Below are 23,750 nucleotides of genomic sequence, written 5' to 3' on the forward strand. Positions count from 1 at the left end.
CTCCTCCCCCGTTCGGTGATGACCCCACGCTGCCCCGGGTAGCGGTCGGATCCTGTCCGCTACCCGGAGCAGACTGGGTCCATGTCCGAGATCGCGGAGCCCACGACGCCGTCGTCGCGGCTGCTCGCCCTCCTGTCCCTGCTGCAGACCCGCCGCGACTGGCCGGGTGAGGTGCTCGCCGGCCGGCTCGGCGTCAGCCCCCGCACGGTGCGGCGCGACGTCGACCGGCTGCGCGCGCTCGGCTACCCGGTGCACGCGACCAAGGGCCCCGACGGCGGGTACCGGCTCGCCGCCGGGACCGCCATGCCGCCGCTGATGCTCGACGACGAGCAGGTGGTGGCGCTCACCGTGGCGCTGCAGACCGCGAGCACGGGCGTCGACGGCCTGGACGACGCGGCGGCGCGGGCCCTCGCGACGCTGCGCCAGGTGCTGCCCGCCCGGCTGCGCGCCCGCGTCGAGGGCCTGGAGCTCACCGCCGTGCGGCGCACGGAGGCGCCCGAGGAGGAGCGGGTCGACACCGAGCGGCTGATGGCCGTCGGCGCCGCCGTCCGTGCCCGGGAGGTCCTGCGGTTCGACTACCGCTCCCCCGACGCCGGCGGTACCGGCCCCACCGATCGCACCGGCCCCGCCGCGCCCGCCGACGGCCCCCCGCGCCGGGTCGAGCCGCACCACCTCGTCACCCGCGGCCGGCGCTGGTACCTCGTCGCCTGGGACCTGGACCGCGCGGACTGGCGCACGTTCCGCGTGGACCGGCTGCACCCGCGCACCCCGACCGGCCCGCGGTTCGAGCGGCGAGCGCTCCCGGCGCCCGACGTCGCCGCCTACCTGCAGCAGCAGTTCAGCGGGATGACCTTCCCGTGCCACGGCGAGGCGGTGCTGGAGGCGCCCGCCTCGGTGGTCTCGCGCTGGGCGGGGACGACGGACGTCGTCGAGCCGCTGGACGCGCAGCGGTGCCGGGTGGTCGCCGGGTCGTGGTCCTGGGGCGGGCTCGCGGCGTGGTTCGGGCTGTTCGACGTGCCGCTGACGATCGTCGGGCCGGCGGAGCTGCGGGACGCCGCCCGGGCGCTCGCCGGCCGGTACGCCGCGGCGACGGGGGACGGGCGCGCCAGCGGCTAGGGTCGGGCACATGACCACGGGGGCGACCGGACTGGCCGAGCGGCTCGCGCGCGTGCGTGCCCGCATCGCCGCCGCGGAGTCCGCCGCGGGGCGCTCCCCCGGGTCGGTGCGCCTGCTGCTGGCGACCAAGACGCAGGACGCCGCGACAGTCCGCGCCGTGCTGCTCGCCGACATGGCCGCGACCGCGACCACCGCGGGAGTGGCGCGCCGGGCGCTCGTCGGCGAGAACCGGGTGCAGGAGCTCGTCGCCAAGGCCCCCGAGCTCGCGGACCTGGGCGCCGAGCTGCACGTCATCGGCCCGCTGCAGTCCAACAAGGTGAACGCCGCGCTCCGCTGGGCGACCTGCGTGCAGAGCGTCGACTCCCCCACGCTGGCCGACCGCCTCGCCCGCCGGTGCGCGGACGCCGACCGCACCCTCGACGTGCTGGTGCAGGTCAACGTGTCCGGCGAGCCCACCAAGCACGGCGCCGCCCCGCAGGAGGCGCTGGACGTGGTCCGTGCCGTCGCCGGCCACGACCGGCTGCGGCTGCGGGGCTTCATGACCGTGGGCGCGAACACCACCGACGAGCGCGCGGTCCGCGGCGGGTACGCCCTGCTGCGGGACCTGCGGGACAAGGTCGTCGACTCCGCCGAGGCCGGGACCGGCGCCGCCGCCGAGCTGTCCATGGGCATGAGCCGCGACCTGGAGGCCGCCGTGGCCGAGGGCGCGACGATCGTCCGCGTCGGCACGGCCGTGTTCGGCGCCCGGCCCCCGGCGGGGGCGTGAGCCGGCGGTTCCCGCGGTCCGTCTACGACCGCGGCGAGGAGCCCGACGCCCGGTTCTCGCTCGCGAACGAGCGCACGTTCCTCGCCTGGCTGCGGACGTCGCTGGCGCTGCTCGCGGGCGGTGTGGCGCTCGAGGCGCTGGACCTGCCCCTGCACCCCGCGCCCCGGCTGGCCGCCGCCGTGCTGCTCGTCGTGCTCGGCATCGCGGCGCCGGTGCAGGCGTGGGCCGGCTGGGCGCGGTCCGAGCGGGCCATCCGGGAGCGCCGGCCGCTGCCCGCGCCCGTGCTGGGCGGTCCGCTCGCCGCGGGGCTGGTCGTCGCCGGCGTGCTGGTGCTCCTGGGGATCGTCCTGTCGTGAACGCGCCGCCGCCGCCCCCGGGCGTGCAGCCGGAGCGGACCGCGCTGGCCTGGCAGCGGACGGCGCTGGCGGTCGCGGTCGGGTCGCTCGCCGCGGGGCGGCTGCTCGAGCCGCGCGTCGGGTCCGGCGTGTGGGTCGCGGCGGCCGCCGGCGTGCTGGGCGGCCTCGCGCTGGGGGTGCTCGGCGGGCGGCGGGCCCGCGCATGGGCGGCTGCGATCGCGGACGAGGACCGCACGCCGCCGGCGGAGGGCCCGGGCGGCGGGCTGCTCGCCGGCCTGGCGCTCGGGGTGCTGGTGCTCGGGGTCGCCGCGGCGGTGCTCGTCCTCGGCTGACCGCCGCGCGGCTGGGGTCCCGTCAGCGGCGCACCCGGTAGCGCAGGTGCAGGACCCGGGTGCCCGGGACCACCGCGTCGGGGTCCTCCAGGAGGTGCTGCGCGTCGAGCGAGCCGAAGTACCGCTTGCCGGACCCGAGCACGACGGGCGCGACGTCCATGCGCACCTCGTCGACCAGGCCCGCGGCCAGCGCCTGGCCGCCGACGTCGCCCGCGGCGACCTCGACCACCCGGTCCCCCGCGAGCTCGCGGGCCAGGCCCACGGCGGCCGCGACGCCGTCGACGAAGTGGAACGGCGCCGCCGGGTCCCACCCCCCGGGCGGCGGCCGGTGCGTCACGACGACGACGTGGTCGACCCCGCTCGGCGGCACCCCGTCCCAGCCGTCCGTCAGGTCGAACACGCGGCGACCCACGACCGTCGCCCCGATCGAGTCCCAGTACGGCCGCGTCCAGTCGTACGACGCCCGCGACACCGTCAGCGCGCCGCCGTCGTCCAGCGGGACGTCGCCGGCGGTCAGCCAGTCGAACAGCGGGCCGGGCTGGTCGTCGGGATCCGCGATGAAGCCGTCCACGGACACCGACGCGTACAGGACCACCGTGCTCACGGCGCTCTCCTCGTCCCGGGGGCGGGCTGCCTCAGCGACCGTACGCCACGAACGCCCGGTCCGTCGGGACGATCTCCTTGCCGAGCGGCACCAGCGACACCGGGATCATCTTGAGGTTCGCGATCGCCAGCGGGATGCCGACGATCGTCACGGCCTGCGCGATCGCGGTCGTCACGTGCCCGAGGGCGAGCCACCAGCCGGCGACGAGGATCCAGATCACGTTCCCGATGGCCGACCAGGCGCCCGCACGCGGGTGGTCCACCAGGGTCCGGCCGAACGGCCACAGCGCGTAGGACGCCATCCGGAACGACGCGATGCCGAAGGGGATCGTGACGATGAGGATGCAGCAGATGATCCCGGCCAGCACGTAGCCGAGCGCGAGCCAGATCCCCCCGAACAGGAGCCAGATGACGTTGAGCAGGGTCTTCACGGGCCCAGCCTGACGCACGCGGCCCCCGCCCGGCATCGGGGATCACCCGGAGCCGACCCCGGGATCGCCGGCGTCAGGGCACGCGCGCGGTCCACTCCGGGTTCCCGAACTTCTCCTCGACGAGCTGCTGCGCCCGCGCGAGCTCCTCCGGGCGCAGCGCGCCGTCGACGGTCCGGTAGCGGGACCGGAAGTGCGCGACGAACGCGTCGATGACGGCCTCGCGCGGCAGGCCGGTCTGGGACCGCACCGGGTCGACCCGCTTGTTCGCGCTGGTCGTGCCCTTGTCCGACAGTTTCTCGCGGCCGATGCGCAGCACCTCGAGCATCTTGTCGGCGTCGATGTCGTAGGCCATCGTCATGTGGTGCAGGACCGCCCCGCCGGCCAGGCGCTTCTGCGCGGACCCGGCGATCTTCCCGGCCGGGGACGCGATGTCGTTGAGCCCGGAGAACGACGCGGTGACGCCGACGTCGGCGAGCGCGCCGATCACCCAGTCGTCGAGGAACCGGTACGACTGCTCGAACGACAGCCCGTCCACGAGCGACGCCGGCACCACGAGCGAGAACGTGATGCAGTTGCCGGCCTCCATGAACATGGCCCCGCCGCCGGAGATCCGCCGGACGACGGTGACGTCGTGCTTCGCGGCGCCCTCGGGGTCGACCTCGTTGCGCAGCGATTGGAACGAGCCGATGAACACGGCCCGCTCGTCCCACTCCCAGAACCGCAGCGTCGGCCCGCGGCGGCCTGCGGCGAGCTCCTCGGTGAGCACCTGGTCCAGCGCCCCCAGCACCGCCGGCGGCAGCGGGCCCGGGTGGATGAGCTCGAACGTGTGGTCCTGCCAGCCGGTCGCGTGCCCGAGCGCGCGGCGCACCGCGATGGCGACGGACTCCACGGTGAAGCCGACCATCTGCACGGGCACGTCCAGCGTCCCGTCGGCCTCCGCGCGGCGCAGCCCCTCCTCGATCGCCGCGGTCAGGTCCGGCACCCGGGCGTCCGCGGGCCGGCCGCGCAGCGACGCGTCGAGGACCGCGAGCGCGGCGTCCGGTTCGAGGAAGAAGTCCCCGCTGATCCGGACGTCCGCGAGGGAGCCGTCGGCCACCTCCACGTCCGCCGCCACGAGCTTGCCGCCGGGGACCTTGTACTCACCACGCACGACCCCGATCCTAGGACCGCGGCGGCCGCGCCAGGGCGGCTTCCGCGTGCAGGCGGGTGACGCCGGGTCAGCCGAGGCCGGCCAGCGCGCGCTCGGCGGCGCTGCGGGCGACCTCCGCGAGCACCGCGGGGTCGGCGGGCTCCGCGGCGGGGTCGACGCCGGACACGGTGGTCGTGACGAGCGCGTTGCCCGCGAGCGCGGTGACCTCGACCTCGGGGCTGGTGGCGCCCTCGGCGGTGAGCGTCAGCCGGTGGACCGTCGTGCTGACGTCGCCGCGCTCGGTCGTCGGCGGCTCGGCCGCCCAGGACCCGCCGTCCACGCCGGGGTTGTCCTGCTGGTAGGCGTCGCAGGTGCCCAGGGTGGCGACCAGCGCCTCGAACGCGTCCTCGGCCGCCGCCGCGTCGGCCAGCAGCACGACGCCCTGCACGACGGTGACCGCGTCGTCCGCGGCGAACCGGCGCAGGAACGTGTCGGGCTCGTCCTCGACGACCGTGACCGCGGTCGTGCAGGCGGCGGGCGTCACCCGGGCGCCCTCGGGCAGTCCCCACACCGCGTCGTCGGCCTCGGCGAGGCTCGACCCCGCCGCGTCCGGCACGGCCTGTCCCAGCTCGGCGTCGGTGAAGAACAGGTCGGGGGCGGTGGACGCGTCGAACACGGCCGCCGTCGGCGACCCGGACGCGCTCGGCGAGGGGCTCGGCGTCGCCGGCGCGGACGAGGTCGCCGTCGCGTCGGGCTCCGCCTCGGCGGACGTCGGCGACCCGGCCCACGGCCGCCAGGCGAGCAGCACGCCGACCGTGAGCCCGGCGACGAGCAGCAGCAGCCACGGCCAGAACGGCGACCGGTCGGCCACGGGCGCGGGCGCCGGCTCGTGCCCGGTCGCGGGCGGTGCGGGCGTCCGGTCGGTCATCGGGACCTCCTCGCGGGGCGGCGTCCCGCGCCACGCTACGGCCGGGGGCGCCGGCCCGCGAGTGCTCCGACCAGGCGCGCGACCTCGCCCGCGGTGGCGGCGACCTCCGCGGCGGCGACCGCCGGGTCCAGCGCCTCGGCGAGCGGGCGCGGCCCGGAGTGCACCGCGAGCACGGCGTCGAACGGCCCGGCGTCGACGCCGTCCCGGACGACCGACCCCGCGAGCGCCACGACCACCGCCCCGGCCGCCCGGGCGAGCGCCGCGACCCCTGCCGGCGTCTTGCCGTGCGCGGTCTGCCCGTCGACCCGGCCCTCCCCCGTGAGCACCAGGTCCGCCCCCGCGACCGCCTCCGCCAGCCCGGCCGCCCGGGCCACGAAGGCGAACCCGGCCTCCCGGCGCGCGCCGAGCGCGAGCAGCGCGGCCCCGAGCCCGCCCGCGGCCCCGGCCCCCGGCAGGTCCGCGACGGGCCGGCCCGCGGCGGCCAGCGCGGCGCCCCACGCGGCGAGCCGGTCGTCGAGCCACCGGACCTGCTCGGGGGTGGCCCCCTTCTGCGGGGCGAACACGTGCGCCGCGCCGTCCGGCCCGTGCAGCGGGTTGTCGACGTCGGTGAGCACCAGCAGCCCGACGCCGCCGAGGTCCGGCAGCGAGGACGGGTCGAGCGCGCCGAACGACCACAGCGGGTTGGCCCCGGCGGCCCCGGCCGGCGCCCCGTCGGCATCCCGCACCCGCGCGCCCAGCGCGATCAGCAGCCCCGCCCCGCCGTCGGTGCAGGACGTCCCGCCGAGCGCGACCGCCACCCGCCGGGCGCCGGCGTCGACGGCGTGCCGCACCAGCAGCCCCAGCCCGGCCGACCCGGCGCGCGGCGGCAGCGTCGCGTCCACCGGACCGGCCTGCGCCAGCCCCAGGCAGGACGCCGCCTCGACCACCGCGGTGCCGTCGTCGAGGAGCGCGTACGCCGCCGTCACCGGCCGGCCCAGCGCATCGACCGTCGGCGCGAGGACCCGCCGCCCGGGAACGGCGTGCAGCAGCGCGTCCCCGGTGCCCTCGCCGCCGTCGGCGACCGGGACGACCCGCACCTCGGCGTCCGGCACCGCGGCGAGCACCCCGGCGCGCGCGGCGGCGCCCGCCTCGGCGCTGCTCAGGCAGCCCTTGAACGAGTCGAGCGCGACGACGACCCTCACGAGGGCAGGATGCCACCCGGTCCGCTCAGCGCGGCGCGACCCCGCGGTTCCGCAGGCCCCAGATCGCCGAGTCCGTCAGCGCCTCCCACGACGCCTCGATGAGGTTCGGCCCCACGCCCACGGTGCTCCACGCGGTCTGCCCGTCGGACGTCTCGATGAGCACCCGGGTCACCGCGTCCGTGCCGTGCATGGCGTCGAGGATGCGCACCTTGAAGTCGATGAGCTCGAACTCCGCCAGCTCCGGGTACACCCGCTGCAGCGCGAGCCGCAGCGCGTGGTCCAGGGCGTTGACGGGGCCGTTGCCCTCGCCGGTCGCGACGATGCGCTCGCCGCCGGCGTGCAGCTTCACGGTCGCCTCGGCGGTCGCGGTGGTGCCGCGGGAGCCCGCGCGCTCGACGATCGTGCGCCAGCTCTCCACCCGGAAGTAGGCCGGGCGGCCGCCCTCGACCTCCTCGGCGAGCAGCAGCTCGAAGGACGCGTCGGCGGCGTCGTAGGTGTAGCCCTGGGCCTCCGCGTCCTTGACCCGGTTCGTGACCCGGGTGAGCACCTCGTCCTGCCCCGCGAGGTCGAAGCCGAGCTCGCGGCCCTTGAGCTCGATGGAGGCGCGCCCGGCCATCTCGGAGACCAGCATCCGCATGTCGTTGCCGACCTCGTGCGGGTCGATGTGCTGGTAGAGGTCGGGGTCGACCCGGATGGCGGAGGCGTGCAGGCCGGCCTTGTGCGCGAAGGCGCTCACGCCGACGTACGGCTGCCGGGCGAACGGGGCGATGTTCGTGATCTCGCTGATCTGGTGCGCGATCCGGCTCAGCTCCCGCAGGCCGCCCGGGACGTCCGGCGGCGGGACGAGCACGCTGCGCCCGGTCTTCAGCTCGAGGTTCGCGACCACGGACAGCAGCTCGGCGTTCCCGGTGCGCTCGCCGTAGCCGTTCACGGTGCCCTGCACGTGCACCGCGCCCGCCTCCACGGCGGCCAGGGTGTTCGCGACCGCGCAGCCCGAGTCGTTGTGGGCGTGGATGCCGAGCCGGGTGAGCGGGTCGGCCGTGCCGAGCGCCGCGCGCAGGTCGGCGATCACCGCGGTGACGTGCGTGGGCAGCATGCCGCCGTTGGTGTCGCACAGGACGACGGTCTCCGCGCCCGCCTCGACCGCCGCGAGCACGACGTCCCGCGCGTACGCCGGGTCGTGCCGGAAGCCGTCGAAGAAGTGCTCGGCGTCGACGACGACCCGGCGGCCCTCCTGGGTCAGCAGCCGCACGGAGTCCGCCACCATCGCGAGGTTCTCGGCGCCGGTGGTGCGCAGCGCGCGCTCGACGTGCCGGGAGTCGCTCTTGGCCACCAGCGTGACGACGGGCGCCTCGGAGTCGAGCAGCGCCCGCAGCTGCGGGTCGTCCCACGCGCGCACCCCGGGCTTGCGGGTGGCGCCGAACGCGGCGAGGACCGCGTGCCGCAGGTCGAGCTCCTTGGCCGCGCGGGCGAAGAACTCGGTGTCCTTGGGGATCGCGCCCGGCCAGCCGCCCTCGATGTACCCGACGCCGAGCTCGTCCAGGAGCGGGGCGATCGCCAGCTTGTCGGCGACGGAGAGGTTCATCCCCTCCTGCTGGGCGCCGTCGCGCAGCGTCGTGTCGTAGACGTCGAACGCGGCGGGGCCGGCGGGACCGTCCGCGGCCGGGTGCGCGGCGCCGGCACGCGGCAGGGAGGCGGGGACGTCGCGGGGTGCTGTGGTCACGGTCGGGCTTCTCTCGGCGAGGAGGGTCGTGCAGCAACAAAAAGACCCCCCGGGGTCGGGAGGTCGGCGCGTCCGCTGGGGTGGGGCGGACGCGCTACGGAATGACGATCGTGTGCCGGTCGGTCATGCCCGCCATCGTGGCACACGACCCCTCCGCCGTCACCCGCGTCCACCTTCCGGGACGCGGGTGACGGCGCAGGACGCCGTCAGACCAGGCGGTGCATCCACCCGTGCGGGTCGGCGGCGCGGCCGTACTGGATGTCCGTCAGGGCCTGGCGGATGCCCGTGGTGACCGGGCCGGCGTCGCCGGAGCCCACCGTCTCGTCGAAGTCCGCCCCGGCCAGGCGGCCGATCGGGGTGACGACCGCGGCCGTGCCGCAGGCGAACACCTCGGCCACCGACCCGTCCCGGAGCCCGGCCAGCAGCTCGGCGAGCGGGATGTCGCGCTCGCGGATCTCCCGGCCCTGCTCGGCGAGCTGCGTGAGGATCGAGGACCGCGTGACGCCCTCGAGGATCGACCCGGACAGCCGCGGGGTGGACACCGAGCCGTCGGCCCCGACCACGAACACGTTCATCCCGCCGAGCTCCTCGAGCAGGGTGCCGGTGGCGGCGTCGAGGAAGCAGACCTGCTCGCAGCCCCGGGCGTACGCCTCCTGCTGCGGCAGCAGGCTCGCGGCGTAGTTCCCGCCGCACTTGGCCGCCCCGGTGCCGCCGGCGCCCGCGCGGGCGTAGTCCTGGGACACCCAGATGGACACGGGCTTCACGCCGCCGGCGAAGTACGAGCCGACGGGCGAGGCGATCACGAGGTACTCCGCCTGCAGCGACGGCCGCACGCCGAGGAACGCCTCGGACGCGTACATGAACGGCCGCAGGTAGAGGCTCGTCTCCTCCCCCGACGGCACCCAGTCGAGGTCGGTGCGCACGAGCGCGGTGATCGACGCGAGGAAGTCCTCGGTCGGCAGCTCGGGCAGCGCGAGGCGGCGGGCGGACCGCTGCAGGCGCTCGGCGTTCGCCGTCGGCCGGAAGGTCCACACGGAGCCGTCGGCGTGCCGGTACGCCTTGAGGCCCTCGAAGATCTCCTGGGCGTAGTGCAGCACGGCGGTGGCGGGGTCGAGCTGCAGCGGGCCGTACTTCTCGACGCGGCGGTCGTGCCAGCCCACGCCCTGGGTCCAGGAGACCCGGGCCATGTGGTCGGTGAAGACGGTGCCGAACTTCGGCGTGGCGAGCAGCGACTCCCGCTCGGCGTCGGGCGTCGGGGTGTCGGTGCGGTGGACCTCGAACGCGAGGTCGGTGTCGGAGATGCTCATCGGTCGGCCTTTCACCAGGAGTCGGTCTGACGGTACCTGGGCGACGGCCGGGGCGGACAGGCGCGGCGACCCGCGCGGGCGGCGCTCAGCCGGCGATGCGCGCGGCGAGGTCCTTGCCCACCTCGGCCGTCGACCGTACTCGCCCGCCGCGCTCCGCGACGTCCGCCGCGACGGCGGCCTCGACGCGGGCGGCGGCCTCGCGCTCGCCCAGGTGGTCCAGCAGCAGCGCGACGGACAGCACCGTCGCGGTGGGGTCGGCCTTGCCCTGCCCGGCGATGTCCGGGGCGGAGCCGTGCACCGGCTCGAACATGCTCGGCGCGGTGCGGTCGGGGTTGATGTTCGCGGAGGCCGCGAGCCCGATGCCGCCGACGATCGCGCCGGCCAGGTCGGTGAGGATGTCGCCGAACAGGTTGTCCGTGACGATGACGTCGAACCGCGCCGGGTCGGTGACGAGGAAGATCGTCGCCGCGTCCACGTGCAGGTAGTCGACGGTCACGTCGGGGAACTCGGGGTGCACGGCCTCGACGGTCCGCCGCCACAGGTGGCCGGCGTGCACGAGGACGTTGTGCTTGTGCACGAGGGTGAGCTTCTTGCGCGGGCGCGCGGCGGCCCGGGCGAACGCGTCGCGCACCACCCGCTCGACGCCGAACGCGGTGTTGACGCTGACCTCGTTGGCGATCTCGTGCGGGGTGCCCACGCGGATCGCGCCGCCGTTGCCGACGTACGGACCCTCGGTGCCCTCGCGGACGACGACGAAGTCCACGTCCCCGGGCTTCGCGAGCGGCGAGGCCACGCCGGGGAACAGCTTGGCGGGGCGCAGGTTCACGTAGTGGTCGAGCGCGAACCGCAGCTTGAGCAGCAGCCCGCGCTCCAGCACGCCGGACGGGACGCTCGGGTCGCCGATCGCGCCCAGCAGGATCGCGTCGTGCGTGCGGATCGCGGCCAGGTCCTCGTCGGTCAGGGTCTCGCCGGTCGCGTGCCAGCGGCGGGCGCCCAGGTCGAAGTCGGTCGTGGTGACCGTGCTGCCGGACCCCGCGAGGGCCGCCTCGAGCGCGAGCAGGCCCTGCTCCACGACCTCGGTGCCGATGCCGTCACCCGCGACGACCGCCAGGTTGATCTGCTGCGCCATGCCCTCGACCCTACCGACCCGTCCCACTCAGCGGACCATCCGTCTCACCGATCGGACGGCCGGGGGTAGAGCAGCTCGAACCGCTCGGTCACCACCGGCATGTCCGCGGCGAACTCCTCGCCCAGCGGCTCCAGGACCCGGCGCCAGTACCGCTCGTGCTCGGTGCGCCAGGACGCGAGCGACCGGTCGTCCTCCCCCTCGGCGGCGGCGAACTCCGCGTCGACCCGGTCGAACGGCACCGTCTCGACCCGGGTGGTGCGGATCAGCGCGCCCGGGCGGCCGGACCCGTCCAGCACGATCGAGAGGTCGCCCTTCACGGGCAGCGGCTCGTCGGCGTGGCCGAGCTCCGCCAGCGCGGTGGACGTGCCGGTCTTCACGCCGTCCAGCACGAGACCGAGCAGCTGGTCCGCGAGAGTCGGGTCGTCGCCGAACGACCACGCCGGCGGCACGAGCGACCCGCGCACGTCCGGCCCGGTCACGGACACGAGCCGCACCACACCCGCCCGCACCCGCGCGACCTCCCAGAACGCGAGGATCTCGTCGGCGTGCTCGCTGTTCCCGGTGTGCTCGCCGTGCGTCGCGTCGTCGTCCGTCATGCGGCCCATCCTCTCAACCGACGACGCCGAGAGAGGTCCGCCCGGCCGAGAGAGGACCGTGGACGGTCCTGTCTCGGCGCGGGGGCCCTCTCTCGGCGCAGCGGAGCCGCGGGGCGCGGCGGGTGCGGGGATCAGCGGGGACCCGGGGTCAGCGGGCGGCCGAGCCCTCCGTGTAGTCCGAGTCCGCCGCCTTCCAGGCGAACAGCTTGCGCAGCTCGCGGCCGACCGGCTCGATCGGGTGGTTCTGGCCCTTGGCCCGCAGCGCGGCGAACTCCGGCGCGCCGGCGTCCTGGTCGGCGATGAACCGCTCGGCGAACACCCCGTTCTGGATGTCCGCGAGCACCGCCTTCATGTTCTCCTTCACGTCCGGCGTGATGACGCGCGGGCCGGAGACGTAGTCGCCGTACTCGGCGGTGTCGGACACGGACCAGCGCTGCTTGGTGATGCCGCCCTCCCAGATGAGGTCGACGATCAGCTTCAGCTCGTGCAGCACCTCGAAGTACGCGACCTCGGGCTGGTAGCCGGCCTCGGTCAGGGTCTCGAAGCCGTACTGGATCAGCTGCGACACGCCACCGCACAGGACGGCCTGCTCGCCGAACAGGTCGGTCTCGGTCTCCTCGGTGAAGGTGGTCTTGATGCCGGCGGCGCGCAGGCCGCCGATGCCCTTGGCGTAGGACAGCGCGAGGTCCCAGGCGGAGCCCGACGCGTCCTGCTCGACGGCGACGATCACCGGCACGCCGCGGCCGTCGACGTACTCGCGGCGGACCAGGTGGCCCGGGCCCTTGGGGGCGACCATGAGGATGTCGTGGCCGGCCTCGGGCTTGATGTAGCCGAAGCGGATGTTGAAGCCGTGCCCGAAGACCAGCGCCGCGCCCTCGGTGAGGTTCGGGGCGATCTCGTCGCGGTAGATGTGCCGCTGGACCTGGTCCGGCGCGAGGATGACGACGACGTCGGCACCCTGGACGGCCTCGGCCACGGTCGCGACCTTGAGGCCCTCGTTCTCGGCCTTGGCCCGGGAGGCGGAGCCCTCGCGCAGGCCGACGGTGACGTCGACGCCCGAGTCGCGCAGGTTGAGCGCGTGCGCGTGCCCCTGGCTGCCGTAGCCGATGACGGCGACCTTCTTGCTCTGGATGACCGACAGGTCGGCGTCGTCGTCGTAGAACAGCTCAGCCACGATGGATCTCCTCGATGTTGTGCGGGTGGTGCAAGACGGGTGGGTCAGGCCGACCGGCTGACGCGCTCGAGCGCCCGGTCGGTGATGGAGCGCGACCCGCGGCCGATGGCCACGATGCCGGACTGGACGATCTCGCGGACCCCGAACGGCTCGAGCGCCGCGAGCAGCGCCGTGAGCTTCGCCGGGGAGCCGGTGGCCTCGATGGTGACCGTGTCCGGCACGACGTCGACGACGTGCGCGCGGAACAGGTCGACGACCTCGAGCACCTGGGTGCGGGTGGCGCCCTCGGCGCGCACCTTCACCAGGAGCAGCTCGCGCTGCACGGAGGCGGCGTCCTCGAGCTCGACGATCTTGATGACGTTGATCAGCTTGTTCAGCTGCTTGGTGACCTGCTCCAGGGGCAGCTCGTCGACGTCGACCACGACCGTGATGCGCGAGATCTCCTCGTGCTCGGTCGGGCCCACGGCCAGGGAGTGGATGTTGAACGACCGCCGGGCGAACAGGCCCGCGACGCGGGTCAGCACGCCGGGCTTGTTCTCCACGAGGACGGAGAGGGTGTGACGGCTCATGGGGGTGCTCCTCAGTCCTCGGTGCTCTTGGGTCGGAGTGTGCCTGCGTTCCGTTCCGGCCGAGTGCCTTGCTCCGCTGCGGCCCTCATCCTCCACTTCACTCCGGCTCACTCCTCGCGGTCCCACGCCGGGCTGATGCCCCGGGCGTACTGGATGTCGTCGTTGCTCACACCGGCGGCGACCATCGGCCACACCATCGCGTCGCGGGACACGGTGAAGTCCACGACGACCGGCTGGTCGTCGATCTCCATCGCGCGCGTGATCGTGGCGTCCACGTCGGCGGCCGTCTCGCAGCGCAGGCCGACCGCGCCGTAGGCGTCGGCGAGCTTGACGAAGTCCGGGACGTGCACGGTGCCGTGGCCCGTGTGCAGGTCGGTGTTCGAGTAGCGGGACTCGTAGAACAGCGTCTGCCACTGCCGGACCATGCCGAGCGAGGAGTTGTTGATCACCGCGACCTTGATCGGGATCTCGTTGATCGTGCAGGTGGCGAGCTCCTGGTTGGTCATCTGGAAGCAGCCGTCGCCGTCGATCGCCCACACGGTGCGGTCCGGGGCGCCGACCTTCGCGCCCATGGCCGCCGGCACCGAGAAGCCCATGGTCCCGAGGCCGCCGGAGTTCAGCCAGGAGTTCGGCCGCTGGTACTTGATGAACTGCGCGGCCCACATCTGGTGCTGGCCGACGCCCGCCACGAAGATCGACTCCGGCCCGGAGATCTCGCCGATCCGCGAGATGACGTGCTGCGGCGCCAGGTGGCCGTCGGTGGGCTCGTCGTAGCCGAGCGGGAACGTCTCGCGCCACGCGTCGATCTGCTGCCACCACGCCTCGAGGTCCGGCTTGCCGTGGTGCGCCTGCTCGCGGGCCAGCTCGGGCAGCAGGTCGGCGATGACCTCGCGCAGGTCGCCGACGATGGGCACGTCCGCGGCGCGGTTCTTGCCGATCTCCGCCGGGTCGATGTCGGCGTGCACGATCGTCGCGTTCGGGGCGAAGGACGACAGCTTGCCGGTCACCCGGTCGTCGAACCGCGCCCCGAGCGCCACGACCAGGTCGGCCTTCTGCAGCGCGGCGACCGCGGCCACGGTGCCGTGCATGCCGGGCATGCCGAGGTGCTGCGGGTGCGTGTCCGGCAGCGCGCCGCGGGCCATCAGCGTGGTGACCACCGCGGCGCCGGACTCGTCGACCAGCCGGCGCAGCTCGGCGGACGCGCCGGAGCGGATGACGCCGCCGCCGACCATGAGCACCGGGCGGCGGGCGGTCGCGAGCAGGCGGGCGGCCTCGCGGATCTGCTTGCCGTGCGGCTTGGTCACCGGGTGGTAGCCCGGCAGGTCCATCTGCTGCGGCCAGGTGAACGTGGTGTCCGTCTGCATCGCCGACTTCGCGATGTCCACCAGCACGGGCCCCGGGCGGCCGGTGGACGCGATGTGGAACGCCTCGGCGATCGTCCGCGGGATGTCGGCCGGGTCGGTCACCAGGTAGTTGTGCTTCGTGATCGGCAGCGTGATGCCGACGATGTCGGCCTCCTGGAACGCGTCCGTGCCGATGAGGGACGCCCCGACCTGGCCGGTGATGGCCACCATCGGGATCGAGTCCATGTTCGCGTCGGCGATCGGGGTCACCAGGTTGGTCGCGCCGGGGCCGGAGGTCGCCATGCAGACGCCGACCTTGCCGGTGGCGTGCGCGTACCCGGCCGCGGCGTGGCCGCCGCCCTGCTCGTGCCGCACGAGGATGTGCCGGAGCCGCGTGGAGTCCATCAGCGGGTCGTACGTCGGCAGGATCGCGCCGCCGGGGATGCCGAACACGACCTCCGCGCCGGCCTCCTCGAGGGAGCGGACGATCGACTTCGCGCCGGTGACCTGCTCGGTGATGACGGGGCGCGGCCGGGCCGTGGCGGGGACGTCGCCCGCGAGCCGGGGCTCGGGGGTGGCGCCCGCGGGTGCGGCGGCGGGCGGGGCGGGCCTGCGGGGAGGTGCCGGGTGGGGGCCCTGGACCATCGGTGTCTCCTGGCGTCGGTGCGGGTGGAGCGTGGAGCTGGTGGTGCCGCCGGTGGCTCGCCGTCGGCACGAAAAAACCCCTCGGCCCCGGGGTGGGGGCGGTCGAGGGGTGCGCGCGCTGACGAAGCCTTCCGTGCGTGGCTTCAGCCGGCGCGCCCGGGAAGTACTACGAGGAGGTTCGTCTGCATGCCCGTGACCCTACGCCGCCCCCGGTCCGGTGTCACGCCGGCTCTCAGGCGTCTCACATCGTGGTGCACGAGTCCACGTGGTGAGAGGGGCCGCCCCCGGGCGCGCCGGACGGCGCCGGGGCCGCGCCGCCGACCTAGCCTCGACCGCATGACCGCGCCCGCCCGCCGCCCCCTGCTCGCCGGCACAGCCGCAGCCGCGCTCGTCCTGCTGGCCGCGTGCGGCGGGCCGGAGCCGGCCGCCCCCGGGAGCCCGAGCCCCGACGCCGCCACGTCGCCCGCGCCCGCGGCGACGCCGGCGCCCAGCCCCTCGGCCACCGCGCTCCCGGGCGACCCGGACGCCGGCGCCGACGCCGAGCCGTCCGCCGACGCCCGCCTCACCGTCACCGGCCTGCGCACCGGCACGCACACCGGCTACGACCGGGTCGTGGTCGACCTCGGCGGCGTCGGCACGCCCGGGTGGCACGTCGAGCGCCAGGCGGCCGCGGTCGAGGACCCGACCGGCGACACGCTCGACCTCGGCGGCGAGGGCGTCCTGGCGGTGTACGTCACCGGGCTCGGCTACCCGTACGACACCGGCGTCGAGGAGCTGCCCGCGGGCACGCGGACCCCCGGCGGCACCGTGGTCACGGGCGCGGAGTTCACCGGGACGTTCGAGGGGCAGACCCAGGTCTTCCTCGGCCTGACCGACCCGGAGGCCCCGTACCGCGTGTTCCTGCTCCAGGACCCCCTGCGGCTCGTCGTGGACGTGCAGCGGTCGATGGCCTGAGTCAGGCGGGGCGCCGCACGACCCGGGCCTCCCAGGGCCGCAGCACCGCCGGCTCGCCGGGGTCCGCGTGGGTCCCGAGCACGAGGTCGCCCCAGCCGCCGTCCGCCGCCACCGGCCACGCGCCGGCGAGGTCGACCGCCCGCTCCTGCCCCGACACGTTCACCACGACCAGCAGCGCGTCGCCGTCCAGCGACCGCGTGAAGGCGTAGACCTGCTCGTCGTCGGGCAGCAGCATCGTGAAGTCGCCGAGCGCGACCACCGGGTCCTCGTGCCGCAGCGCGATGAGCCGCCGGTAGTGGTGGAACACCGACTGCGGGTCCGCCCGCTCCGCGGCGGCGTTCACCTCGACGTGGTTCGGGTTCACGGCGAGCCACGGCCGGCCCGTCGTGAAGCCGGCGTTCGGGGTGTCGTCCCACTGCACCGGCGTGCGCGCGTTGTCGCGGCTCATCGCCGCGAGCCCGGCGAGCAGCTGCTCGTCGGTCGCGGACGCGAGCGTGCGGGCCTGCGCGACGTGCCGGATGGACTCGATGTCCTGGTACTGGTCGAACCGCGTGAAGTGCGCGTTCGTCATCCCGAGCTCCTCGCCCTGGTAGACGTACGGCGTCCCGCGGTGCAGGTGCAGCAGCGTGGCCAGCGCCTTCGCCGACTCCGTCCGGTACCGGCCGTCGTCGCCGAACCGGGACACCACCCGCGGCTGGTCGTGGTTGTCCCAGTACAGGCTGTTCCACCCGACGTCCGCGAGCCCGGCCTGCCAGCGCCCGAAGGTCGCCTTGAGGTCGGTCAGCCGCAGCGGCTTCGGGTCGAACTTCCCGCCGGGTCCGTGGTCCAGGCCGACGTGCTCGAACTGGAAGACCATGTCGACCTCGCGCCGCGCCGGGTCGGTGTACCGGAGCGCCTCCTCCAGCGTCACGCCCGGGGTCTCCCCGACGGTGAGCAGCGCGTGCGCCCGGCCCTCGAACACCTCCCGGTGCATCTCGTGCAGGAACTCGTGCACCCGGGGGCCGTCCGTGTAGTGCGGGCTGCCGTCGCCCCAGACCCCCGCGACCACGGGCCCGTCCGGCAGCGCGGTGTCCTTCGAGATGACGTTGATGACGTCCATCCGGAAGCCGTCGACCCCGCGGTCCAGCCACCAGCGCATCATCGCGTGCACGGCCGCGCGGACCTCGGGGTTCTCCCAGTTGAGGTCCGGCTGCTTCCGGCTGAACAGGTGCAGGTAGTACTCCCCCGACGCCTCGTCCAGCTCCCAGGTCGAGCCCGAGAAGAACGAGTGCCAGTTCGTCGGCTCGGCGCCCGGCTGCCCCGCCGCCATCCCGTCCCGCGGGCCGCGCCACCAGTACCAGTCGCGCTTCGGGCTGGTGACCGAGGACCGGCTCTCCACGAACCACGGGTGCTCGTCCGACGTGTGGTTCACCACGAGGTCCATGACCAGCTTCATCCCGCGCGCATGCAGCGCCGCGATCAGCTCGTCCAGGTCCGCGAGCGTGCCGAACGCGGGGTCGACGTCCTGGTAGTCGGAGATGTCGTACCCGTTGTCGTCCTGCGGCGAGCGGTAGATCGGCGACAGCCACACGACGTCGACGCCGAGCGCCTCGAGATGGTCGAGCCGGGACAGGACGCCGCGCAGGTCGCCGACGCCGTCGCCGTCCGAGTCCTGGAACGAGCGGGGGTAGATCTGGTAGACGACGGCTCGCGTCCACCACGGTGCGTCCTCGACGGTCCAGGCCATGCCCCCGACCCTCTCACGCCGCGACTGCGCCGGCAGCGCCCTTCAGTCCAGGTCCCGCCGCCGGAACACGAGGAGGCCCGCGACGAGCAGGACCGCCGCCACCACGGCGAGCTGCAGCGCGCCCCGGCCGGCCGAGAGCGTCTCGACACCCCAGCACGTCCCCGCCGCCGCGGTCTCGACGGAGTCGCACGGCACCGGGAGTCCGTAGTCGGCGCCGTCCCCGAGCCAGGCCGCCGCCGACATCCGCAGCGTCCAGGGCTGGAGCGCCGGCAGGACGTTGCTCAGCAGGAGGTCGACCAGCAGGAACCAGCCCACGGCGAGCCCGAGCGCGGCGGCGGCCCCGCGCAGCAGGAACCCGAGCGCGGCCCCGAGCGCCCCGGCCACGGCCACGAGCGCGACGGTGCGCAGGCCCTGCCACCCGAGCTCCGTCCAGACGCGGCCGGTGAGGTCGCCCTGCGCGTCGTTCACCGCAGCGACGGCCCACGACCCGCCGACCCCCAGCGCGAGCGCGAGCACCGCGGGCGGCACGACGCCGAGGCCGGCGACGAGCACCTTGCTGGCGTACACCCGTCCCCGGCGCGGGACGTACGTCAGCCAGAGCGCGAGCGAGCCCGCCGCGTGCTCCGCGGTCACCGCCGTCACCCCGGCGGCGAAGCCGAGCAGCAGCAGGAAGACCGACAGGAGCGTCGCCCAGGACCCGGCGTCCCCCGCGAACGTGCTCCGCGGGGCGGTGAAGTCCTCCCACCGCGGGGCGGTCATCTGGTCGCAGCCGTAGTCGGCCGCCGGGTCGCTCTCCTGAGCGGCCGCCTCCTGCTCGCGGCAGTCGGCGACCCACTGCTCGCCGTTCTCCTCCCAGTCGGCGACCGCCTGCTCGAACCACACGCGCTGCTGCTCGACTTGCGCCGCCGACGGGGGCCGCGTCGCCAGGTAGGCCCCCAGCACCGTCACGAGTGCCGCGACGACGCCGGCGACCGCCAGCCACCGCACCGCCGTCCGGTACCGGAACCGCCGGCCCTCGACCACCACCAGCGCGGTCATGCGCGCACCCTCCGCCCGTGCGGGGCGGGCCGGCCCTGGAGCGCCGCCGCCTCGCCGTCCGTGCCGGTCAGCGCCAGGAACACCTGCTCCAGGTCGGCGCGGGCCCCGACGAGCTCGTGCAGGTACAGCCCGGCACCCGCGAGCGCCTCCGTGATCGCGGCGGGCTCGGCACCGGTCACCCGCAGTCCGTCCTCGCCGTCCGGCGCGACGCCCCAGCCGCGCGCGGCGAGCACCTGGGCCGCGCGGGCGGGCTGCTCGACGCCGACGCGCACCTGCCCGCCGCCGGCCGACGCGACGAGGTCCGCCACCCGCCCGGACGCGACCAGCCGCCCCTGCGTGACGATCGAGACCGTGTCCGCGACCTGCTGCACCTCGGCGAGGATGTGGCTCGAGACCAGGACGGTCTTCCCGGCGTCGGCCAGCGCGCGCATGGTCTGCCGGACCTCGCGGATCCCGGCAGGGTCCAGCCCGTTCGTCGGCTCGTCGAAGATGACGAGGTCCGGGTCCTTCAGCAGCGTCGCGGCGATGGCGAGCCGCTGCTTCATGCCGAGCGAGTACGTGCGGACCGGGCTGCCGGCGCGGTCCGCGATGCCGGCGGACGCGAGCACGCGGTCCACCGCCGCCGGGTCGACCCCGATGCCCGCGGCCAGCAGCTCGAGGTTGCGCCGGCCGGAGAAGGTCGGGAAGAACCGCGGCTGCTCCACGATCGCGCCGACGCGCCCGACCACCCGCGGCAGCGCCTGCGGGACGGGCGCGTCGAGCACCCGGACCGTGCCGGAGTCCGGCCGGACCAGGCCCAGCAGCATCCGGATGGTCGTGGTCTTGCCCGCGCCGTTCGGCCCGAGGAACCCGTGCACCCCGCCGAGCGGCACGTCCAGGTCCAGCCCGCCGACGGCGACGACCCGCCGCCCCCGGTGCCGGTAGGTCTTGCGCAGGCCGCGGGTGCTGACCGCGGTCGTCCCGGGCGGGGGCAGGTCCGTCATGGCGCGACCCTAGCGGTGGGCCCGGGCCGCCCGGGGGCGTTCCGGCAGGTGGGGGCGCGGCGGGGCGGCCGGGCGGCCGGGGCTCAGATCAGGACGGCCCCCGTCGACGCCGACTGCACGAGCTTCGCGTACTTCGCCAGCACGCCCCGGGTGTACCGCGGCGGCAGCGGCTGCCACCCGGCGCGCCGCGCCGCGAGCTCCGCGTCGTCCACCAGCAGCTCGAGGGTCGCGTGCGCCACGTCGAGCCGGATCCGGTCGCCGTCCCGCACGAACGCGATCGGGCCGCCGTCCACGGCCTCCGGGGCGACGTGCCCGACGCACAGGCCGGTGGTCCCGCCCGAGAACCGGCCGTCGGTGAGCAGCAGCACGTCCTTGCCGAGGCCCGCGCCCTTGATCGCGCCGGTGATCGCCAGCATCTCCCGCATCCCGGGGCCGCCCTTGGGGCCCTCGTAGCGGATGACCACGACGTCCCCGGCGCGGATCGTGCCGTCCTCCAGCGCGTCCAGCGCGGCCCGCTCCCGCTCGAACACCCGCGCGGTGCCCTCGAACACGTCCGTGTCGAAGCCCGCCGACTTCACGACCGCGCCCTCCGGCGCGAGCGACCCGTCGAGGATCGTGATGCCGCCCGTGCGGTGGATCGGGTTGTCGAGCGCCCGCAGGATCTTGCCGTCGGGGTCCGGCGGGGCGACGTCGGCGAGGTTCTCGGCGACGGTCCGCCCGGTCACCGTGAGGCAGTCGCCGTGCAGCAGGCCCGCGTCGAGGAGCGCCTTCATGACCACCGGCACGCCGCCGATCCGGTCGACGTCCGCCATGACGTACCGGCCGAACGGCTTGAGGTCGCCGAGGTGCGGCACCCGCGCGGCGACGCGCTTGAAGTCGTCGAGGGTCAGGTCCACCTCGGCCTCGTGCGCGATGGCCAGCAGGTGCAGGACCGCGTTCGTGGAGCCGCCGAACGCCATGACCACCGCGATGGCGTTCTCGAACGCCTCCTTGGTCATGATCTGCCGGGCGGTGATGCCGCGGCGCAGCAGCTCCACCACGGCCTCGCCGGACTTGTGCGCGAACGCGTCGCGGCGGCGGTCCGCGCTCGGCGGGGCGGCCGACCCGGGGACCGACATGCCGATCGCCTCGGCCACCGACGCCATCGTGTTCGCGGTGTACATGCCGCCGCAGGCGCCCTCGCCCGGGCAGATGGCCCGCTCGATGCGGTCCAGGTCGCCCTCGCTCATCAGGCCGCGGGCGCACGCGCCGACCGCCTCGAACGCGTCGATCAGCGTGACGTCCTTCTCGGTGCCGTCCTCGAGCTTCACCCAGCCCGGCATGATCGACCCGGCGTAGAGGAACACGCTCGCGAGGTCGAGGCGCGCCGCCGCCATGAGCATCCCCGGCAGGGACTTGTCGCAGCCGGCCAGGAGCACGGAGCCGTCCAGGCGCTCGGCCTGCATCACCGTCTCGACGCTGTCCGCGATGATGTCGCGGCTCACCAGGGAGAAGTGCATCCCCTCGTGGCCCATCGAGATGCCGTCGGAGACCGAGATCGTGCCGAACTCCAGCGGGTAGCCGCCCGCCGCGTGCACGCCGGACTTCACGGCCTGCGCCAGCCGCTGCAGCGACAGGTTGCAGGGCGTGATCTCGTTCCAGGAGCTCGCGACGCCGATCTGCGGCTTGACCCAGTCGTCGTCGCCCATGCCCACGGCGCGGAGCATGCCGCGCGAGGCGGTGGCCTCGATCCCGTCCGTGACCTGCCGGGACCGGGGCTTGATGTCGACCTGCGCAGAGGTGTCCGTCATGCCCCGACTGTAGGTCGCCGCGTCCCGGCGTGCCGAGTGTCAGCCCCGGCGGAGACGGCTCACGTCCCGGACCGCGCCGCGGTCGGCGCTCGTGGCCATCGCCGCGTACGCCTGCAGGGCAGGCGAGACGTAGCGGTCGCGGGCCACCGGCTGCCACGGGTTCTCCCGGGCCTCCATCTTGGCCCGGCGCTCCGCGAGCACCGCGTCCGGCACGTTGACCCGGATCACGCGCGACTCGACGTCGATCTCGATCTCGTCGCCGTCCTCGACCAGGCCGATCGTGCCGCCGGCCGCCGCCTCGGGGCTGACGTGCCCCACCGAGATGCCGCTCGACCCGCCGGAGAACCGGCCGTCCGTGATGAGCGCGCAGACCTTGCCCAGGCCGCGGCCCTTGATGAACGAGGTCGGGTGGAGCATCTCCTGCATGCCCGGGCCGCCCGCGGGGCCCTCGTAGCGCACGACGACGACGTGGCCCGGCTCGACCTGCTTCGTGAGGATCTTCTCGACCGCCTCGTCCTGCGACTCGCAGACCAGAGCCCGGCCGACGAAGTGGAACACGTCCGGGTCGATGCCGGCGGTCTTGATGATCGCGCCGTCCTCGGCCAGGTTGCCGCGCAGCACCGCCAGCCCGCCCTCGACGGTGTAGGCGTGCGCCAGGTCGCGGATGCAGCCGATCGCGGCGTCGGTGTCCAGCGACTCCCACACGTTCGAGGTGGAGAACGCCTGCGTGGTGCGCACCCCGCCCGGGGCCGCGTGGAACAGGGCCTCGGCCCGCTCGGTGGCCCTCCCGCCGCGGATGTCCCAGTCGTCCAGCCACGCGCGCAGCGTCGGGGTGTGCACCGACGTGACGTCGTGGTCCAGCAGGCCCGCGCGGTCCAGCTCGCCCAGCAGCGCGGGGATGCCGCCGGCGCGGTGCACGTCCTCCATGTGGAAGTCCGGGTGGTTCGGCGCGACCTTGGACAGGCAGGGCACCCGGCGGCTGATCGCGTCGATGTCGGCCAGCGTGAAGTCGACCTCGGCCTCCTGCGCCGCGGCGAGGATGTGCAGCACCGTGTTGGTGGAGCCGCCCATCGCGACGTCGAGCGTCATGGCGTTCGCGAAGGCCGCGCGGGTGGCGATGCCGCGCGGGGCCGCGGTGTCGTCCTCGTCGTCGTAGTACCGGCGGGCCAGGTCGACGATCGTGCGGCCGGCCTCGAGGAACAGGTCCCGGCGGGCGCTGTGCGTCGCGAGGGTCGAGCCGTTGCCCGGCAGCGACAGGCCGAGCGCCTCGGTGAGGCAGTTCATCGAGTTCGCGGTGAACATGCCCGAGCAGGAGCCGCACGTCGGGCAGGCGTTCTCCTCGACGCGGCCCAGCGCCTCGTCGGAGACGTTGTCGTCCGCGGAGTAGTTGATCGCGTTGATGAGGTTGAGGTGCGTCTTCGCGACGCCGTCCGCCACGACCGCCTTGCCGGCCTCCATCGGGCCGCCGGACACGAAGATCACCGGGATGTTCAGGCGCAGCGCCGCGTTGAGCATGCCCGGGGTGATCTTGTCGCAGTTCGAGATGCAGACCAGGGCGTCGGCGCAGTGGGCGTTCACCATGTACTCGACCGAGTCGGCGATGAGGTCGCGGCTGGGCAGCGAGTAGAGCATCCCGCCGTGGCCCATCGCGATGCCGTCGTCGACCGCGATCGTGTTGAACTCCTTCGCGACGCCTCCGGCCTCCCGGATCGCCGACGCGACGAGGTCGCCCATGTCCTTGAGGTGCACGTGGCCCGGGACGAACTGGGTGTACGAGTTCGCGATCGCGATGATCGGCTTGCCGAAGTCCTCCGAGCCCATGCCGGTGGCGCGCCACAGGGCGCGGGCACCGGCCATGTTGCGGCCGTGGGTCGAGGTACGGGAGCGCAGGGGACGACTCACGCGGGGACTCCTTCGGACATGCTGGGCGC

At 74.8% G+C, this 23,750-nt stretch carries 22 protein-coding genes; 5 read left to right on the plus strand and 17 right to left on the minus strand.

What is annotated here, in order from left to right:
* The first annotated feature begins 81 nt into the window (after window positions 1-81).
* Genes HNR08_RS02020 through HNR08_RS02035 form a run of 4 tightly spaced genes read left to right on the plus strand, consistent with a single transcriptional unit; the run spans window position 82 to window position 2,570 of the window.
* A complete protein-coding gene (locus tag HNR08_RS02020; protein ID WP_146839265.1) occupies window positions 82-1,116 on the plus strand; it encodes a helix-turn-helix transcriptional regulator in 1,035 nt (344 codons plus the stop codon).
* Between the two features lie 10 nt (window positions 1,117-1,126).
* Complete coding sequence (locus HNR08_RS02025) at window positions 1,127-1,882, plus strand: YggS family pyridoxal phosphate-dependent enzyme (RefSeq protein WP_146839263.1); 756 nt, start codon at window positions 1,127-1,129, stop codon at window positions 1,880-1,882.
* A complete protein-coding gene (locus tag HNR08_RS02030; protein ID WP_146839261.1) occupies window positions 1,879-2,238 on the plus strand; it encodes a YidH family protein in 360 nt (119 codons plus the stop codon). Before HNR08_RS02025 ends, HNR08_RS02030 begins: the two co-directional genes overlap by 4 nt.
* Entirely contained in the window at window positions 2,235-2,570 is a 336-nt protein-coding gene (locus HNR08_RS02035) for a DUF202 domain-containing protein (protein ID WP_146839259.1), read from the plus strand. The genes HNR08_RS02030 and HNR08_RS02035 overlap by 4 nt, the downstream gene beginning before the upstream one ends.
* Window positions 2,571-2,592: 22 nt before the next feature.
* Here the strand turns inward: HNR08_RS02035 and HNR08_RS02040 are convergent, their stop codons facing one another.
* The 12 genes from HNR08_RS02040 to HNR08_RS02095 all read right to left on the minus strand — a co-directional run bounded on the left by HNR08_RS02040 (window position 2,593) and on the right by HNR08_RS02095 (window position 15,328).
* Window positions 2,593-3,174: a dihydrofolate reductase family protein gene (locus HNR08_RS02040; RefSeq protein ID WP_146839257.1), complete on the minus strand. Its 582-nt coding sequence runs from the start codon at window positions 3,172-3,174 to the stop codon at window positions 2,593-2,595.
* Between the two features lie 31 nt (window positions 3,175-3,205).
* Complete coding sequence (locus HNR08_RS02045) at window positions 3,206-3,604, minus strand: YccF domain-containing protein (RefSeq protein ID WP_146839255.1); 399 nt, start codon at window positions 3,602-3,604, stop codon at window positions 3,206-3,208.
* 73 nt (window positions 3,605-3,677) lie between these two features.
* Window positions 3,678-4,754, minus strand: coding sequence for a lipoate-protein ligase LplAB (locus HNR08_RS02050; protein WP_146839253.1), 1,077 nt, complete (start codon window positions 4,752-4,754; stop codon window positions 3,678-3,680).
* 67 nt (window positions 4,755-4,821) lie between these two features.
* Window positions 4,822-5,661 carry a sensor domain-containing protein gene (locus tag HNR08_RS02055; protein WP_146839251.1) on the minus strand — a complete coding sequence of 280 codons (840 nt, stop codon included), beginning with the start codon at window positions 5,659-5,661 and terminating at the stop codon, window positions 4,822-4,824.
* A gap of 35 nt (window positions 5,662-5,696) precedes the next feature.
* Window positions 5,697-6,842, minus strand: a complete 1,146-nt coding sequence (locus tag HNR08_RS02060) for a glycerate kinase family protein (RefSeq protein WP_146839249.1) — start codon at window positions 6,840-6,842, stop codon at window positions 5,697-5,699.
* A gap of 25 nt (window positions 6,843-6,867) precedes the next feature.
* Window positions 6,868-8,532, minus strand: a complete 1,665-nt coding sequence (gene cimA / locus HNR08_RS02065; RefSeq protein ID WP_146839275.1) for a citramalate synthase — start codon at window positions 8,530-8,532, stop codon at window positions 6,868-6,870.
* A 239-nt stretch (window positions 8,533-8,771) separates the two neighbouring features.
* Window positions 8,772-9,872, minus strand: a complete 1,101-nt coding sequence (locus tag HNR08_RS02070) for a branched-chain amino acid aminotransferase (protein WP_146839247.1) — start codon at window positions 9,870-9,872, stop codon at window positions 8,772-8,774.
* A gap of 85 nt (window positions 9,873-9,957) precedes the next feature.
* The gene (locus HNR08_RS02075) at window positions 9,958-11,001 is read right to left on the minus strand and encodes a 3-isopropylmalate dehydrogenase (protein ID WP_146839245.1); all 1,044 of its coding nucleotides are present in this window, start codon (window positions 10,999-11,001) and stop codon (window positions 9,958-9,960) included.
* Window positions 11,002-11,045: 44 nt separating this feature from the next.
* Window positions 11,046-11,597, minus strand: a complete 552-nt coding sequence (locus HNR08_RS02080) for an ASCH domain-containing protein (protein WP_146839243.1) — start codon at window positions 11,595-11,597, stop codon at window positions 11,046-11,048.
* 148 nt (window positions 11,598-11,745) lie between these two features.
* Complete coding sequence (gene ilvC, locus HNR08_RS02085; protein WP_146839241.1) at window positions 11,746-12,771, minus strand: ketol-acid reductoisomerase; 1,026 nt, start codon at window positions 12,769-12,771, stop codon at window positions 11,746-11,748.
* A 44-nt stretch (window positions 12,772-12,815) separates the two neighbouring features.
* Window positions 12,816-13,340, minus strand: coding sequence for an acetolactate synthase small subunit (gene ilvN, locus HNR08_RS02090; RefSeq protein ID WP_146839239.1), 525 nt, complete (start codon window positions 13,338-13,340; stop codon window positions 12,816-12,818).
* Window positions 13,341-13,447: 107 nt separating this feature from the next.
* Window positions 13,448-15,328 carry an acetolactate synthase large subunit gene (locus HNR08_RS02095; RefSeq protein WP_146839237.1) on the minus strand — a complete coding sequence of 627 codons (1,881 nt, stop codon included), beginning with the start codon at window positions 15,326-15,328 and terminating at the stop codon, window positions 13,448-13,450.
* Between the two features lie 336 nt (window positions 15,329-15,664).
* Here HNR08_RS02095 and HNR08_RS02100 point away from each other — a divergent pair, with 336 nt between their 5' ends.
* Window positions 15,665-16,282: an AMIN-like domain-containing (lipo)protein gene (locus tag HNR08_RS02100; protein ID WP_146839235.1), complete on the plus strand. Its 618-nt coding sequence runs from the start codon at window positions 15,665-15,667 to the stop codon at window positions 16,280-16,282.
* Window position 16,283: 1 nt separating this feature from the next.
* Here the strand turns inward: HNR08_RS02100 and HNR08_RS02105 are convergent, their stop codons facing one another.
* The 5 genes from HNR08_RS02105 to ilvD (HNR08_RS02125) form a co-directional block, all read right to left on the minus strand.
* Window positions 16,284-18,008, minus strand: a complete 1,725-nt coding sequence (locus HNR08_RS02105; RefSeq protein WP_146839233.1) for a glycoside hydrolase family 13 protein — start codon at window positions 18,006-18,008, stop codon at window positions 16,284-16,286.
* Window positions 18,009-18,050: 42 nt separating this feature from the next.
* Window positions 18,051-19,046 (minus strand): ABC transporter permease subunit, encoded by a 996-nt coding sequence (locus tag HNR08_RS02110; protein ID WP_146839231.1) that lies wholly within the window; start codon window positions 19,044-19,046, stop codon window positions 18,051-18,053.
* Window positions 19,043-20,029 (minus strand): ABC transporter ATP-binding protein, encoded by a 987-nt coding sequence (locus tag HNR08_RS02115; RefSeq protein WP_146839229.1) that lies wholly within the window; start codon window positions 20,027-20,029, stop codon window positions 19,043-19,045. Before HNR08_RS02115 ends, HNR08_RS02110 begins: the two co-directional genes overlap by 4 nt.
* Before the next feature lie 83 nt (window positions 20,030-20,112).
* Entirely contained in the window at window positions 20,113-21,819 is a 1,707-nt protein-coding gene (gene ilvD / locus HNR08_RS02120; protein WP_146839227.1) for a dihydroxy-acid dehydratase, read from the minus strand.
* Between the two features lie 39 nt (window positions 21,820-21,858).
* Complete coding sequence (gene ilvD, locus HNR08_RS02125; RefSeq protein WP_221286456.1) at window positions 21,859-23,676, minus strand: dihydroxy-acid dehydratase; 1,818 nt, start codon at window positions 23,674-23,676, stop codon at window positions 21,859-21,861.
* Window positions 23,677-23,750 lie beyond the last annotated feature (74 nt).

The sequence above is a fragment of the Cellulomonas hominis genome (assembly GCF_014201095.1).
In the GTDB taxonomy this organism is placed as follows: domain Bacteria; phylum Actinomycetota; class Actinomycetes; order Actinomycetales; family Cellulomonadaceae; genus Cellulomonas; species Cellulomonas hominis.

What these genes read in the sequence shown, in the direction of transcription:
- HNR08_RS02020 (WP_146839265.1), top strand. Translation starts at nt 82, where the DNA reads ATGTCCGAGATCGCGGAGCCCACGACGCCGTCGTCGCGGCTGCTCGCC.
- HNR08_RS02025 (WP_146839263.1), top strand. Translation starts at nt 1,127, where the DNA reads ATGACCACGGGGGCGACCGGACTGGCCGAGCGGCTCGCGCGCGTGCGT.
- HNR08_RS02055 (WP_146839251.1), bottom strand. Translation starts at nt 5,661, where the DNA reads ATGACCGACCGGACGCCCGCACCGCCCGCGACCGGGCACGAGCCGGCG.
- HNR08_RS02070 (WP_146839247.1), bottom strand. Translation starts at nt 9,872, where the DNA reads ATGAGCATCTCCGACACCGACCTCGCGTTCGAGGTCCACCGCACCGAC.
- HNR08_RS02075 (WP_146839245.1), bottom strand. Translation starts at nt 11,001, where the DNA reads ATGGCGCAGCAGATCAACCTGGCGGTCGTCGCGGGTGACGGCATCGGC.
- HNR08_RS02080 (WP_146839243.1), bottom strand. Translation starts at nt 11,597, where the DNA reads ATGACGGACGACGACGCGACGCACGGCGAGCACACCGGGAACAGCGAG.
- ilvN (WP_146839239.1), bottom strand. Translation starts at nt 13,340, where the DNA reads ATGAGCCGTCACACCCTCTCCGTCCTCGTGGAGAACAAGCCCGGCGTG.
- HNR08_RS02095 (WP_146839237.1), bottom strand. Translation starts at nt 15,328, where the DNA reads ATGGTCCAGGGCCCCCACCCGGCACCTCCCCGCAGGCCCGCCCCGCCC.
- HNR08_RS02100 (WP_146839235.1), top strand. Translation starts at nt 15,665, where the DNA reads ATGACCGCGCCCGCCCGCCGCCCCCTGCTCGCCGGCACAGCCGCAGCC.
- HNR08_RS02105 (WP_146839233.1), bottom strand. Translation starts at nt 18,008, where the DNA reads ATGGCCTGGACCGTCGAGGACGCACCGTGGTGGACGCGAGCCGTCGTC.
- HNR08_RS02110 (WP_146839231.1), bottom strand. Translation starts at nt 19,046, where the DNA reads ATGACCGCGCTGGTGGTGGTCGAGGGCCGGCGGTTCCGGTACCGGACG.
- HNR08_RS02115 (WP_146839229.1), bottom strand. Translation starts at nt 20,029, where the DNA reads ATGACGGACCTGCCCCCGCCCGGGACGACCGCGGTCAGCACCCGCGGC.
- ilvD (WP_146839227.1), bottom strand. Translation starts at nt 21,819, where the DNA reads ATGACGGACACCTCTGCGCAGGTCGACATCAAGCCCCGGTCCCGGCAG.
- ilvD (WP_221286456.1), bottom strand. Translation starts at nt 23,676, where the DNA reads ATGGCCGGTGCCCGCGCCCTGTGGCGCGCCACCGGCATGGGCTCGGAG.